Source organism: Acidovorax sp. Root402, assembly GCF_001425125.1.
Classification (GTDB): Bacteria; Pseudomonadota; Gammaproteobacteria; order Burkholderiales; family Burkholderiaceae_C; genus Acidovorax; species Acidovorax delafieldii.
Window position 1 is genome coordinate 404,410 of record NZ_LMDQ01000014.1, and the last position, 13,415, is coordinate 417,824.

The 13,415-nt window shown below is 66.7% G+C and carries 16 protein-coding genes; 7 read left to right on the forward strand and 9 right to left on the reverse strand.

Going from position 1 to position 13,415, the window contains the following annotated elements:
• Positions 1-15 precede the first annotated feature (15 nt).
• Positions 16-1,371: a type II toxin-antitoxin system HipA family toxin gene (locus tag ASC83_RS13025; protein ID WP_056063109.1), complete on the forward strand. Its 1,356-nt coding sequence runs from the start codon at positions 16-18 to the stop codon at positions 1,369-1,371.
• A gap of 137 nt (positions 1,372-1,508) precedes the next feature.
• On the opposite strand, the gene ASC83_RS13030 is transcribed toward ASC83_RS13025, so the two are convergent.
• Positions 1,509-2,216, reverse strand: coding sequence for a VIT family protein (locus ASC83_RS13030; protein ID WP_056063112.1), 708 nt, complete (start codon positions 2,214-2,216; stop codon positions 1,509-1,511).
• A 114-nt stretch (positions 2,217-2,330) separates the two neighbouring features.
• Positions 2,331-3,605 (reverse strand): sorbosone dehydrogenase family protein, encoded by a 1,275-nt coding sequence (locus ASC83_RS13035; protein ID WP_369816975.1) that lies wholly within the window; start codon positions 3,603-3,605, stop codon positions 2,331-2,333.
• A 130-nt stretch (positions 3,606-3,735) separates the two neighbouring features.
• Here ASC83_RS13035 and ASC83_RS23955 point away from each other — a divergent pair, with 130 nt between their 5' ends.
• Together ASC83_RS23955 and ASC83_RS13040 are read left to right on the forward strand one after the other, a co-directional pair.
• Positions 3,736-3,909, forward strand: a complete 174-nt coding sequence (locus tag ASC83_RS23955) for a hypothetical protein (RefSeq protein ID WP_156379496.1) — start codon at positions 3,736-3,738, stop codon at positions 3,907-3,909.
• 31 nt (positions 3,910-3,940) lie between these two features.
• Complete coding sequence (locus ASC83_RS13040) at positions 3,941-4,225, forward strand: DUF6150 family protein (RefSeq protein ID WP_056063117.1); 285 nt, start codon at positions 3,941-3,943, stop codon at positions 4,223-4,225.
• Between the two features lie 57 nt (positions 4,226-4,282).
• Here ASC83_RS13040 and ASC83_RS13045 read toward each other — a convergent pair whose 3' ends face one another.
• Entirely contained in the window at positions 4,283-5,128 is an 846-nt protein-coding gene (locus ASC83_RS13045; protein ID WP_056063120.1) for a fumarylacetoacetate hydrolase family protein, read from the reverse strand.
• Positions 5,129-5,384: 256 nt separating this feature from the next.
• On the opposite strand from ASC83_RS13045, the gene ASC83_RS13050 reads away from it, so the two are divergent.
• The 3 genes from ASC83_RS13050 (at position 5,385) to ASC83_RS13060 (ending at position 7,626) form a co-directional block, all read left to right on the forward strand.
• Positions 5,385-5,981, forward strand: coding sequence for a chromate transporter (locus ASC83_RS13050; RefSeq protein WP_056065038.1), 597 nt, complete (start codon positions 5,385-5,387; stop codon positions 5,979-5,981).
• On the forward strand, positions 5,978-6,592 hold the full coding sequence (locus ASC83_RS13055) for a chromate transporter (RefSeq protein WP_056063123.1): 615 nt from the start codon (positions 5,978-5,980) through the stop codon (positions 6,590-6,592). Before ASC83_RS13050 ends, ASC83_RS13055 begins: the two co-directional genes overlap by 4 nt.
• Positions 6,593-6,669: 77 nt before the next feature.
• The gene (locus ASC83_RS13060; RefSeq protein WP_056063126.1) at positions 6,670-7,626 is read left to right on the forward strand and encodes an aldo/keto reductase; all 957 of its coding nucleotides are present in this window, start codon (positions 6,670-6,672) and stop codon (positions 7,624-7,626) included.
• Positions 7,627-7,716: 90 nt separating this feature from the next.
• Here ASC83_RS13060 and ASC83_RS13065 read toward each other — a convergent pair whose 3' ends face one another.
• The 4 genes from ASC83_RS13065 to ASC83_RS13080 form a co-directional block, all read right to left on the reverse strand.
• Positions 7,717-8,883, reverse strand: coding sequence for an ABC transporter substrate-binding protein (locus tag ASC83_RS13065; RefSeq protein WP_056063128.1), 1,167 nt, complete (start codon positions 8,881-8,883; stop codon positions 7,717-7,719).
• Between the two features lie 186 nt (positions 8,884-9,069).
• Positions 9,070-9,795, reverse strand: coding sequence for an NAD-dependent deacylase (locus ASC83_RS13070; protein WP_056063130.1), 726 nt, complete (start codon positions 9,793-9,795; stop codon positions 9,070-9,072).
• 34 nt (positions 9,796-9,829) lie between these two features.
• Positions 9,830-10,576, reverse strand: a complete 747-nt coding sequence (gene rlmB / locus ASC83_RS13075) for a 23S rRNA (guanosine(2251)-2'-O)-methyltransferase RlmB (protein WP_056063133.1) — start codon at positions 10,574-10,576, stop codon at positions 9,830-9,832.
• Positions 10,577-10,692: 116 nt separating this feature from the next.
• Positions 10,693-11,394, reverse strand: coding sequence for an ABC transporter ATP-binding protein (locus ASC83_RS13080; protein ID WP_056063137.1), 702 nt, complete (start codon positions 11,392-11,394; stop codon positions 10,693-10,695).
• Positions 11,395-11,409: 15 nt separating this feature from the next.
• On the opposite strand from ASC83_RS13080, the gene ASC83_RS13085 reads away from it, so the two are divergent.
• Positions 11,410-12,090 (forward strand): arylesterase, encoded by a 681-nt coding sequence (locus ASC83_RS13085; protein WP_056063138.1) that lies wholly within the window; start codon positions 11,410-11,412, stop codon positions 12,088-12,090.
• A gap of 180 nt (positions 12,091-12,270) precedes the next feature.
• Here ASC83_RS13085 and ASC83_RS23555 read toward each other — a convergent pair whose 3' ends face one another.
• Positions 12,271-12,450 (reverse strand): hypothetical protein, encoded by a 180-nt coding sequence (locus ASC83_RS23555; protein ID WP_082522446.1) that lies wholly within the window; start codon positions 12,448-12,450, stop codon positions 12,271-12,273.
• Positions 12,451-12,497: 47 nt separating this feature from the next.
• Entirely contained in the window at positions 12,498-13,367 is an 870-nt protein-coding gene (locus ASC83_RS13090; RefSeq protein ID WP_200938934.1) for a DUF2189 domain-containing protein, read from the reverse strand.
• Positions 13,368-13,415: the final 48 nt, after the last annotated feature.

The following is a 13,415-nucleotide window of genomic DNA, read 5'->3' on the forward strand; positions in this document are numbered from 1 at the left end:
CCCAGCCCAAGCCCCATGAGCACCTCCATCCGCTACCCGCGCCTGTACCTGCACCGCCCCCCGCAGGCGGACGGCAGCGCGAGCGGGCGCGAAGCGATTGGCTACCTCTCGCAATACGGCGACATCCTGCGTGTGTCGTTTGACGAGAGCTACATCCGCAACCCGCAGCGCCCCACCCTGTCGCTCAGCTACCAGGGCGCGGACGAGGCCGCCACGCAGCAGATCCTGGCATCAGCACGCGATGCGCGGCTGGTGCGCACCGATGGGCGCTGGCCCGTGTACTTTCAGAATCTGCTGCCCGAAGGCCATAACCGCGAGCGGCTGGCGCGCGAGCGCGGCTGCAGCCCCGACGACGAGTTCGAGCTGCTGGCCGCCGCAGGCCACGACTTAATGGGCGCGCTGGAGGTGGAGCCCGTGCCCGCGCAAGACGGCATCCCGGACGTGGTGCGCTACTGGCACACCACACAGGGGCTCGATGTGCTGGAGCCAGGGTTTGTGGAGTTCCCGGTGGAAGACGCAGCCTCGCTCCCCGGCGTGGTGACCAAGTTCAGCGCGGTGCAGGACGGCCGACGCTACACCGTGCACCGCCGGGGCGCGGCGGGCAGCGTGATTCTGAAGTTGCCCACCACCGCCCACCCCGACCTGGTGGCCAACGAGTACACCGGCTACCAGCTGTGCAAGGCGCTGGGGCTGAACGTGGCCGATGTGCACGTCATCACCCGCGCCGAGGCCGACCTGCCTGACACCGTGCCCTTCAACGACATCCTGGCCGTGCAGCGCTTTGACCACCTGCCCGGCGGCGCCCGTGTGCACATGGAGGAGTTCAACCAGGTGCTGGGCTACACGCCCCGCCAAAAATACGGCAAGTCGCACGGCAAGGGGGTATTGCACGACTGGGCCACCATGCTGCGTGTGCTCAACCGCCTGAGCCGGCAGCCGGTGCAGGACACGCGAGAATTTCTCGCGCGCATGGTGGCCTTCATCCTGATGGGCAACACCGACGCCCACCTCAAAAACTGGGCCCTGATCTACCCCGATGGCCGTGTGCCCCAACTGGCCCCGCTGTATGACCCGGTATGCGTGGCCGCATTTTTTGATGGCGTGCCAGACCAGCAGTACGCCGTGAACCGCGCCATCGACAGAACCCTGCGGGCGCTGACCTGGGATGACATGGAAGGCCTGATGAAATCCGCCGGGCTGCTGCGCGTGCCCCGGCACCTGGCGCTGCTGCGGGATGTGGTGAAACAGGCGCAGGCCGACTGGCCCGCATTGCTGCGTGATGCACCACCGGCCGTGCAGGCCACCGTGCAGCAACGGCTGACGGGGGCGACGGTGCTGGGGCAGATCACCAGCCGCAGCGCCATGAATTGACGTCAAAACGCTCTGCTTTTAATAGCATTTAGCGCATATTTCACTAGCGCTACAGGCCGTTCAGATTCAAATTTTCGTCTCCAGCACCTCATAGGATGCACGCTCAGCCCGTGGTGCGGCGGGCGCGCTGGCAGTCTTCACACCGGCGCCCCAAACCACGCCCCCACCCCCGCCGTGATGGCCATGGCCAGGGCCCCCCAGAAGGTCACGCGCCAGGCCCCCACGGCCATGCTTGCGCCACCTGTGCGCGCTGCCACAGCCCCCAGCAGCGCCAAAAAGACCAGCGCCGAGCCCGCCACCGCATACAGCAGGCTGCTGGCGGGCGCCACCACGGCAACAGCCAGCGGCAGTGCTGCCCCTATCGCAAAGCTGGCGGCTGATGTAAGGGCCGCTTGCACCGGACGGGCGGCCAGCGCCGGGGACACATTCAACTCGTCCCGCGCGTGTGCGCCCAGCGCGTCGTGCGCCATCAGCTGCGCCGACACCTGCTGGGCCAGCTCGGGGGTCAGGCCCCGGCCGACGTAAATGGCGGTCAGTTCGCGCGCCTCGGCCGCGGGGTCTGTGGCCAGCTCCGCGCGCTCGCGGTCAAGGTCTGCCTTTTCGGTGTCGGCCTGCGAATGCACCGACACATATTCGCCCGCCGCCATCGACATGGCGCCCGCCACCAGCCCAGCGACCGCCGTCACCACGATGGTGGACTGGCTCGATTGCGCAGCCGCCACGCCCACCACCAGGCTGGCGGTGGACACGATGCCGTCATTGGCCCCCAACACAGCGGCGCGTAGCCAGCCAATGCGGTCAGAGCGGTGGCGTTCAAGGTGCAGGCGGCGTGCGGCTGAGGTCATGGGCGGGTTGTGGTGTGAGGTGAGAGTTCCTGCAGGGTAGGTGCCAATGGGGCACCCCGTCAAATCAACCGCTCGCTCAGTTGCATGAAGTACGGCCCAACAGTCATGCGCAGCTCAGGGACCGGGGGTACCCGTCACACGCCACACGGTGTTGCCCACATCGTCGGCCACCAGCAGCGCACCGCGCGGGTCCACGGCCACGCCCACCGGGCGGCCCCAGGCCTTGCCGTCCGGGCTGACGAAGCCCGTGAGCACATCAACCGGCAGCCCCACAGGCTGGCCGTTGGCAAATGGCACAAATACCACCTTGTAGCCGCTGCGGGGCTTGCGGTTCCACGAGCCATGTTCACCCACATAAGCGCCGCTCGCCAGCGCTGGCACCAGCGCCGGGCTGTTGGCAAAAGCCATGCCCAGCGGGGCGACATGCGAGCCCAATGCATAGTCGGGCGCGACGGCCTGGGCCACCAGGTCGGGCCGGGGTGGCTGCGCGCGCACGTCCACGTTCTGGCCGAAGTAGCTGTAGGGCCAGCCGTAAAACGCGCTGTCTTCGACTGAGGTGAGGTAGTCGGGCACCAGGTCGTTGCCCAGTTCGTCGCGTTCGTTCACCACCGTCCACAGCGCGCCGGTGTCGGGTTGCCAGCCCAGGCCGTTGGGGTTGCGCAGGCCCGATGCAAACACGCGATGCCTGCCGGTCAGGCGGTCCACCTCCCAGATGGCGGCGCGCCCGGCCTCGGCGGCCATGCCGTTTTCGGCCACGTTGCTGTTGGATCCCACAGTCACATAGAGCTTGCTGCCGTCAGGGCTCGCGATCAGATTTTTGGTCCAGTGGTGGTTGATGGGGCCTGCGGGCAGGTCGATGAGCCTGGTGCCTGGGCCCACCAAACTCGTCTGTCCCGGGGTGTAGTCAAAGCGCAGCACCGCATCGGTGTTGGCCACATACAGGGCATTGCCCACCCGCGCCATGCCAAACGGCGAATTCAGATCGGCGGCAAAGGTGGTGCGGGTTTCGGCAATGCCGTCGCCGTCGGCATCGCGCAGCAAGGTGATGCGGTTGGCCGATGGCACACCGGCTCCGGCGCTTTTCATCACCCGCTTCATGACCCAGCCCTTGATGCCCTTGGCATCGTCAGGCTTGGGGGGCGCGTTGCTCTCAGCCACCAGCACATCCCCGTTGGGCAGTACCAGCAGCCAGCGCGGGTGGTCCAGCCCCGTGGCCAGTGCCGTCACTCGCAGGCCGTTCATCGGCACGGGCTGTGTGCCGGCTGGCCAGGCCTGGGCGGGTGCAATGTGCACGGTGGGCAGCAGCGCCGACGTGGGCGGGGGCAGCGTGGGCGACCGCCCCATGCCCGCTTCGGGCGGCAGGGAGACGGGGTCAGTGCAGGCACTCAAGGCGCAAAGAGTGCCGATCACGGCCACCACCCTATGCTTGCTGCGACTCCAGCCACTGTGCGCCTCGCAAGGGGCGCGCCTGCCTTGCGCGCCATCAGAACCGGGGGTAGCACAACGGGGGAACAGAGACATGGCACACCTTGCAACGCAGCGCACAGGCTGCATCACGGGGCAGTGTGTGCCGCTGGCAGGAACCGGCCTGTCAGCCGGTGGCGCGAACGCCTGTCAGGCGCTGCGCTCGGGCCGCGCGCAGGGCGGGTATGTACCACTGCGCGGGGCCGTAGGGTTGCGCACCATGGGCTGATTCGCTTCGCGCTTTTCACAGGAGATTGCACATGGCAAAAATTCTGGTAGCCCCGCACGCCGCTGCTGCCGACGCCAAGGTGTTTGAGGTGCCCTATGAAAGCCAGGCCGACCTCTGCTGGTACGAAATGCCGCACGCGCAACAGGCCGAGGGCGACGCGGTATGGTGTTTTGTGGACCACGCTCCCCAGGCCACGTTCAGCATCTTCCGGGTCAAGTACGAAAGCCAGGCGGACCTCAAGACCTTCAAGGTCAAGTACCGGGAGCAGGCGGGCTGGCGCAACGCGGGCCACGCGCTGCGCGGCAAGCTGGACTGAGAAGGTCCGAACCAACCCGCGACACGCGGCGCAGCAGCACCCAGCTGCTGCCCATCGTCACCCCCCCACGCACTTTTGCAGCTGCCCGCCCAGCCCCGTGGCGCCCAGGCGCATCACATCACCGGGCTTGAGGAACCACGGCGCGGGCTTTTGCCCCAGGCCCACGCCTGCAGGCGTGCCGGTCAGGATGAGATCACCCGGCTCCAGGGTCATGAACTGGCTGATGTACGACACCACGGTGGGCACACCAAAAATGAAATTGCGCGTGCTGCCGTTTTGCACACGTTGGCCATTCACCTCCAGCCACAGGTCGATGGCGTGGGGGTCGGCCACCTCATCGGCCGTCACCAGCCAGGGGCCGATGGGCGCGAAGGTGTCGTAGCTCTTGCCCTTGTCCCACTGTCCGCCACGCTCCAACTGCCAGGCGCGCTCGGACACATCGTTGGCCAGCACATAACCGGCGACATGGGCCAGCGCGTCGGCCTCGGACACATGGCGGGCGCGGGTGCCGATGACGATGCCCAGCTCCACCTCCCAGTCGGTCTTGGTGGCGCCGGGCGGTATCCGCACATCATCGTTGGGGCCACTCAGGGCGGTCACGGCCTTCATGAACAGCACTGGCTCGGCGGGCGGCTGCATGCCCGCCTCCTTGGCGTGGTCGGCATAGTTGAGGCCCACGCACACGATCTTGCCCACACCGCCCACCGGACTGCCCAGGCGGGGCGAGCCATAGACGGCAGGCAGGCGGCGCGCGTCAATGGCGGCCAGCGCCGACAGGGCGCGCGGGCTGAGCTGCGCGGGGCCGATATCAGGCAACAGCATGGACAGGTCGCGCAGCGTGCCTTGGGCGTCCACCAGACCGGGGCGTTCTGCACCAGGCTGGCCGTATCGAATGAGTTTCATGGGGTGTCCTTGTCTCTATGGATGAATCCAGGGCCCGGGGGGCGTACCACCCGGCAGCATAGCGGCACACCGCCTTGCGCGCGTGCACCAATGGCCGCCCCGGGCTTGCCCGATGACGACGCCCCGACGCCAGCGCACCGCCTCATGCGCGCGTAACATCACGGGGGCCGCCGCATCACCAAAAAGCTATCACAATGATAGCTATAAAGGCATGAATTACCGGCGCATCAGCCACTTTTCACTGAATCTTGCACCCATGGCACCCGCCACCGCCTCACCCCCCCGCACCGAAACGCCTGCGCGCCCGCAGCCCCGCAACCCGACCGATCTGTTCTGGTCCTTCACCTGGCTGGCGCTGCAGGGTTTTGGCGGTGTTCTGGCGGTCGTGCAGCGCGAACTGGTGGAGAAAAAACGCTGGATGACGAACGAGGAGTTTGTCGAAGACTGGGCCGTGGCGCAGATCATGCCGGGCCCCAACGTGGTCAACCTCAGCATCATGATCGGGGACCGCTACTTTGGCCTGCGCGGCGCGTTTGCAGCGCTGGCGGGCATGCTGACGTTTCCGCTGATGCTGGTGCTGGCGCTGGCGGTGGTGTATGCGCAGTTCTCTGCCCAACCGGCCGTGGCAGGCGCGTTGCGTGGCATGGGGGCCGTGGCGGCAGGCCTGATTGCCGGGGTGGGTATCAAGCTGTTTGTCTCCATCCGCAACCATCCGCTCGGCCGCCCCCTGTGCCTGGCCATCACGGCGCTGACCATCGTGGCCATGGCCTGGCTGCGCTGGCCGCTGTTCTGGATCCTGCCGGTGATCGGCGGGGCCGCCTGCCTGCTGACCTGGAGAAAGCTCGCACCATGAGCAGCACCGCCCCCCTCACCGCACCGCTGATGGCCCTGAGCATCGGCGACTGGCTCAACCTGTTCCTGTATTACCTGTCGCTGTCGCTGCTGGCTGTGGGTGGCGCCATTGCCACCGCGCCCGACATGCACCGCTTTCTGGTCGAGCGCCAGGCGTGGCTGACCGACCCGCAGTTCAACGCCTCCATCGCCATCGCCCAGGCCGCACCGGGCCCCAACGTGCTGTTCATCGCCCTGCTGGGCTGGAACGTGGGCATCAATGCAGGCGGCCCCGGCGTGGCTGGCTGGCTGCTGGGCGCGCTGGGCATGGCGGTGTGCATGCTGGGCGTGATGCTGCCCAGCAGCCTGCTGACCTGGACGGCCACGCGCTGGGGCCACCGCAACCGTGAGCGGCGCGGCGTGCGCGCTTTCAAGCAAGGCATGGCCCCGGTGGTGATCGGCCTGCTGGTGGCTACGTCCTGGGTGCTGGCGCGCGCCCATGGCGAATGGACCACCGACTGGCCCCTGTGGCTGCTGACCGCCACAGCCACGGTGCTGGTCTGGCGCACCAAGCTGCACCTGCTGTGGATGCTGGGCGCCGGTGCGCTGCTGGGTGCACTGGGGCTGGTCTGAGGCTTTGGGTGGCCGGGGTGCGCTGCGCAACCCCGGCAACTGGCACGATTTCTATCTCTTTTTTGAAAGGCACATCCATGCAACTCCGTTCCCTCGGCCGCTCGGGCCTGCAGGTCTCGCCCTTGTGTTTTGGCGGCAATGTGTTTGGCTGGACGGCCGATGAAGCCACCTCCTTCGCACTGCTCGACGCCTGGGTGGACGCAGGCTTCAACTTCATCGACACCGCCGATGTGTACTCGCGCTGGGCGCCAGGGCACACCGGGGGTGAATCCGAATCGGTGATCGGCCGCTGGCTCAAGCGCAGCGGCAAGCGCCATCGCATCGTGCTGGCCACCAAGGTGGGCAAGGACATGGGGGATGGCAAGGTGGGCCTGCGCCCCGCCTACATCCGCCAGGCGGTGGAGGCATCGCTGCAGCGCCTGCAGACCGACCACATCGACCTGTACCAGTCGCACGACGACGACACCACCGTGCCGCTGGCCGACACGCTGGGCGCGTATGCCGACCTCATCCGCGCCGGCAAGGTGCGTGCCATTGGCGCCTCCAACTACGGCGCCGCCCGCCTGCAGGAGGCCCTGCAGACCAGCGAACGCCTGGGCTTGCCCCGCTACGAAAGCCTGCAGCCGCTGTTCAACCTGTACGACCGCGCCGTGTTTGAAGACGCGCTGCAGCCGCTGTGTGTGCAGCAGCAGGTCGGCGTGATCAACTTTTATGCGCTGGCCGCCGGGTTCCTCACCGGCAAATACCGCACGGCAGCCGACGCCGCCAAGAGCGCACGCGGCGCCAACACCACGGCCAAGTACCTCAACGACCGGGGGCTGCGCATTCTGGCGGCGCTGGACGCCGTCGCGCACCGCTACAACGCCACGCCCGGCCAAGTGGCCGTGGCCTGGCAGATGGTGCAACCGGGCATCACCGCCCCCATTGCCAGCGCCACGTCGATGGCCCAGCTGCACGAGCTGGTCAAGGCTGCCCAATTGCAACTGGACCGTGATGCGCTGGCCCAGCTGGACGCTGCCAGCACCCAAGGCTGAACCCAACAAAAAAGAACCCGCGCGTGCGCAGGCCCTAGGCGTATGGCTTGACGGGTTGCGGGCTGAATGGAACGACGCCCCCTCGGCCCATCAGCTGATCCGGCGACCGTTCTCCGCGTAGATCGCCAGGTAGATGGCGTCCGAGCCGATGTAGGGCGCCTTGTTGCCAAAGCCCACGTTGAAGTCGCCAAACGACAGAGACCGGATGGCCATCAGCCCGGCGCGCAGGCGTTCGCGCGTGGGCTCCTTGCCTGCGTTCTTCAGGCCTTCGATCATGATCTGGGCGTTGAGCCAACCTTCCAGCGCGCTGCCGCTGTTCAAGAACGCAGGATCACCCCCCGTGGCTTTCATGGTGCTCTGGAACTTGCGCACCACCACCGACTTTTGGGAGTTCGCATCCGGGAACACCTGCACCAGCGCCAGGCCGCGCGTGGACGCGGCCAGCTTGGGCAGCTCCGACGAGATCACCGTGACAGACAGGCCGGCCAGCGGCACGCCCTGCGCCTTGGCACGGAAAGCCTGCACAAACGCGGTGTTGGCCGTGCCCGTGGTGGCCAGCAGCACGGCACCGGGGCGCTCTGCCGCCACCTTGTCGGCCAGCTCGGCGCCATTTTTGCCGTCCACGGCCAGCGCAAACTCGCCACCGCGCTCGACCTTGATCTCGTCCAGCGCCGCAGACATGTCCTTGAGCACCTCTTTGCCAAACGGGTTGTCCAGGTACACCACGGCAATGCGCTTGAGGCCCATGTCCACGATCTGCTTGACCAGGCGCTGTGTCTCCTCGCGGTAGCTGGGGCGCAAGAAGAACACGTGCTTGTTGGCTGCTGCACGCAGCGACGTGGCACCGGTCACCGGGCCCACCGTAGGGATGCCCTTGGACTCGATCAGCGGCAGGATAGACGCCGTATTGGCCGTGCCCAGCGGAGAGATGAGCGCGAACACCGACTGCGCATCGACCATGTCGGTCACGTTCTTGAGCGTGCGCGCAGCCACATAGCCGTCGTCCTTGACCTCCATGCGGATCTCGCGGCCCAACACGCCGCCAGCGGCATTCACCTCGGCAAACGCGGCCTTCATGCCCGCCACCTGCTCGATGCCTGCCTGGCCGAGCGGGCCCGTCAGGGCAATGGAACAGCCCAGGGTGATGGAGCGCGCAGTCAACGCCTCCTCGGCCGCCATCGCGGTGTGGGCCCATGCGGGCAGGCCAGTGGCGGCAACGGCCTGGGTGGCACGCAAAAGAAAGTGGCGACGGCTCATGGTGTGCAGGGCAGATAAAACAAAGGTGGGGCAGGCTACCGGCCAGAGCGCCTCCCCGCCTGTCAGCTGTGCGACAAAGGGTGGCAGGAGTACGTCAAATCAGGGTTTCTACCGGGATTCGACAGCGTGTGAGCCCCTGCAGCACCGCGCAACCCGGGACTGAGCGCCTGCGCCACGCACACCCGCTCAATCGCCCAGCAACTGCGGCAGCACCGTCGCCGCCGTGCCGCGCAGCACCGCGTGCGCTGCATCGTCCAACGCACTGGGCGCGGGGTTGAGCACCACCACCCTGGCACCGGCGGCCCGAGCCTGGTGGGCCAGACTGGCTGCGGGATACACCGCACCGGCCGTGCCCACCACCAGCATCAGGTCGCACTGGTTGGCCGCCTGTTCGGCGGCCTCCAACGTCGCCAGCGGCAAAGACTCTCCAAACCACACCACGCCCGGACGCAGCAGGTTGCCGCAGCGGTCGCAGTACGGCGGGTGGCCGGCCACTGCGTGATCGATGAAGCAGCAGTTGCGCGGGGTGTCGAGCCAGCGGTCCTGAAAAATGTCGCCGTGCAGGCACAGCACGCCGGTGCTGCCCGCGCGCTGGTGCAGCCCGTCCACGTTCTGGGTGATGAGGGTGATGCAGTCGGGGTGGCGGCGCTGAAAGTCGGCCAGCGCCAGATGCCCTGCGTTGGGCGACACGCCAGCCAGCAGGTCGCGCCGGTACTGGTACCAGTCCCACACCCGCTGTGGGTGGGCGCGAAAGCCTGCCTCGGTCGCCATGTCTTCGGGGCGAAACTGCGCCCAGTAGCCCGTCTGCACATCGCGGAAGGTCGGCACGCCAGATTCAGCGCTGACCCCTGCGCCCGTCAGCACGGCGATGCGCTGGCTTTGCCGGACCCAGGCTTTCACGGTGTCCAGCATGGTGCCTTCGTCGGTGGAGCCAGCGGGCCGAGGATCAAGTCCTCTGGCGCAGCGCCTCGTACAGGCACACACCGCTGGCCACGGACACGTTCAGGCTCTCGACCGCGCCCTTCATGGGGATGCTGACCAGCTCGTCGCAGGTCTTGCGCGTGAGCTGGCGCATGCCGTCGCCCTCGGCGCCCAGCACCAGGGCCACGGGGCCTTTCAGGTCCACTTGATAAATGGTCTTGGGCGCATCGTCGCTGGTGCCAATGCACCAGATGTTGCGCTCCTTGAGTTCGTTCAGGGTGCGCGAGAGGTTGGTGACCATGAAATACGGCATGGTCTCGGCCGCACCGCTGGCCACCTTGGCCACGGTGGCGTTGATGCCCACGGCATGGTCCTTGGGAGCGATGACGGCATGGGCGCCCGCGCCGTCGGCCACACGCAGGCAGGCGCCCAGGTTGTGCGGGTCGGTCACGCCGTCCAGCACCAGCAGCAGGGGCTGCTCGATGCCTGCGGCTTCGAGGTTTTCCAGCAGCTCATCGAGCGAGGTGACCTGCGCCACGGGCTCCACGCGCGCGGCCACACCCTGGTGGCCATGGCTACCCGCCAGCTTGGCAATGCGCACGCTGTCGGCTTCGATGAGGCGGGCACCGGCCTCGCGGGCACGGTCGAGAAACTGGCGCATGCGCGCATCGCGGCGCGTGGCTTCGTAGTAAATCTCGATGATGGATTGCGGCGCGGTCTTCAGACGCACGCCCACGGCGTGAAAGCCGAAGAGAACTTTGGGGCTGGACATGGGGGGATTATCCGCTGGGCGCAGCCCACTCCCTCAGACCACTATCAAATTCATAGCTGCTCGCGCATGTTTCGCTAGCGCCTGCAGCCCAAAACACTCAAAAACCCGCCTACCACTCACACCACGCGCCCTGCATCGATCGTGATGCGCCGCTCGCACTGCGCGGCGATCGCGCGGTCGTGGGTCACCAGCACCAGCGTTGTGCCCAACTCGCGGTTGAGCTCGAACATGAGCTTCATGATGGTTTCGCCGGTCGCAAAGTCCAGGCTGCCCGTGGGCTCATCGGCCAGCAGCACGGCAGGCTGCACCACAAACGCCCGGGCCAAGGCCACGCGCTGCTGCTCGCCGCCCGACAGCACCTTGGGGTAGTGCGACAGGCGCTGCCCCAGCCCCACGCGCGCCAGCATCTCGGTGGCGGCTTTGCGTGCATCGCGGCGGTCGGCCAGCTCCAGCGGCAGCATGACGTTCTCCAGCGCTGTGAGGTTGCCCATGAGCTGGAAGCTCTGGAACACAAAACCCACCTTCTGGGCCCGCAATGCAGCCCGCGCATCTTCATCGATGGCAAATAGGTCGTGGCCGTCCAGCCGCACCGTTCCACGCGTGGGGGTATCGAGCCCCGCGATGATGGACAGCAGCGTGCTCTTGCCCGAGCCCGAGGCACCGACGATGGCCGCCGTTTCCCTGGCAGCCAGGCGGAAATCGATATCCCGCAGAATGTCGAGGGTTCCGGTGGAATCCGTCACCGACTTGAACACATGCTCCACGGCAATGATGGGGGTGGCGGGCGGTGTCTTGGGCAGCGGGGAGGGTTCGGACATGAAAGGCTCTTTACTTTGATTCGCAATCTGCAGCAACGGCGCCACTTTATCCTGAGCGCATCTATCGGCCTGGTGGTGGGGCTTTGTGCGCCCACGGCCTTTGCGCAGGCCGCCGCCAAGGCAGGGACCGCCGGACGCCCTTCGGTGATTCTGGTGCTGGGGGATTCGCTCAGCGCCGAATACGGCCTGGCGCGGGGCACAGGCTGGGTGGCACTGCTGGAAAAACAACTGGCGCAAGACAAGCTCGCAGCCACCGTGGTCAATGCCAGCGTGAGCGGAGAGACCACCTCGGGCGGCCGCTCGCGCCTGGCTGCACTGCTCGCGCAGCACAAGCCCAGCCATGTGGTGATTGAACTGGGGGGCAACGATGCCCTGCGCGGCCTGCCGCTCAAGAACACCGAAGAGAACCTGGCCTGGATGACCCAAGCGGCGCAAAAGGCCGGGGCCAAGGTCTTGCTGGTGGGTATGCAGGTGCCACCCAACTATGGCACCGACTACGCGAACAAGTTTGCGGGCCTGTTCACCACCGTGGCGCAGGCCCACAAGGCGGCTGTAGTGCCATTTTTCTTGAAGGGTGTGGCTGACGGACCAGACCCGACCCGCCTGTTCCAACCCGATCGCATTCACCCTCGCGCCGAAGCGCATCCGCAAATGCTGGCCAACGTGTGGCCAGAGCTCAAAAAGCTGCTGCGTTAGGGATTCGCTGCACGCATCGAGCGGTCAGTGTGCGCTGCGGATCGGGAGGGGCTGCCAGGCGCAAACGCAGCAATGGCCGTAGCTGTTGCGAGTATTTGCAACGCTGCAGACCGCCAGAGACCGCAGATGCACAGGGCGCGGCGATTGGTGCAGCGGACCCCTGTGACGCAGCCAGGTCACTCAGCCTGCAGGCTGCTCGGGATGGCCTGCAGCGTCCGCTGGCTGGTCATCAGCGGGCTGGTCATCCCCTTGCGGATCGTTCGGCCTGCGCTGTGTTTTGGCCCTCAGCTTCTCTTCCTTTTTTTGTTTTTTGGCGAGTTCGCGCTGGCGTTTTTCGTATCCGTAGTTGGGTGTTGCCAAGGTAGTTGCTTCCTGAAGTTGAGACTCACTGTAACAGGACGGGGTTTTCAGGCCCCTGCCGGGGTACGCTGCAGCGGAATGACGGCAGCTCGGTACGCATGCCAGCTGGCAAAGCCCAGCACAGGCCCCGCCAGCACCAGGCCCACCCCCCAGAACCACAGCGAGACGGCCACGATGAGGGTGATCAATGCTCCCCACAGCAGCATCACCCCGGGGTTTTCAATCACTACACGCATGCTGGTGATGCCCGCAGTCAGTGCGTCGGTGTCGCGGTCCAGAATCATGGGGATGGACACCACGGAGGTGGAAAACACCAGCGCCGCAAACACACCGCCCACCACCGTGTACACCGCCACAAAGCTCCAGTTCTGCGGGTTGAACACCGCCTGCAACACGCCGGTGGTCGAGGGCATGCCGGTGTTGAAGAAAACGGCAAACACCACCAGCGAGGCCCTGCCCCAAAGCAGCTCCAGCACCACCAGTACCAGCACCAGCATGCCCATGCTGCCCATGTGGCTGTCCCAGCAGGTAAGGGATTCGCTCAGCTGCGGCTTCAGGCCCGCCTCGCGCCGACGGCTGGTGTCGTAAAGCCCCATGGCCAGAAATGGCCCCACCAGCAGACAGCCACTGGCGAGCGACATGGTGTATTCAGGCCGCGTGCGGAACACCCAGCCCAGCACCCCTGCCATGACCCAGAAGCACACGCCATAGAACAAGGCAATGCCCGGCGCGGCGCGCACATCGTCCAGGCCGCGCCGCAGCCACCGGAATGCGTCGGCCACGCGCAACTGCTGCAGCTGCACGGGCTGGGCGGTCTGGGCCTTCACGCGGTCGGCAATGGCCTCCGCCTGCCGGGCCTCGGAGGTGTCAGGGGTGCCAAGGGTGTCCGGCGCAGGCTTGGAGGATGTCGCGTTCATGCCGCCACACTAAGCCCGCCCGTTCGGCTGCGCCACTGAGGAAAGCCC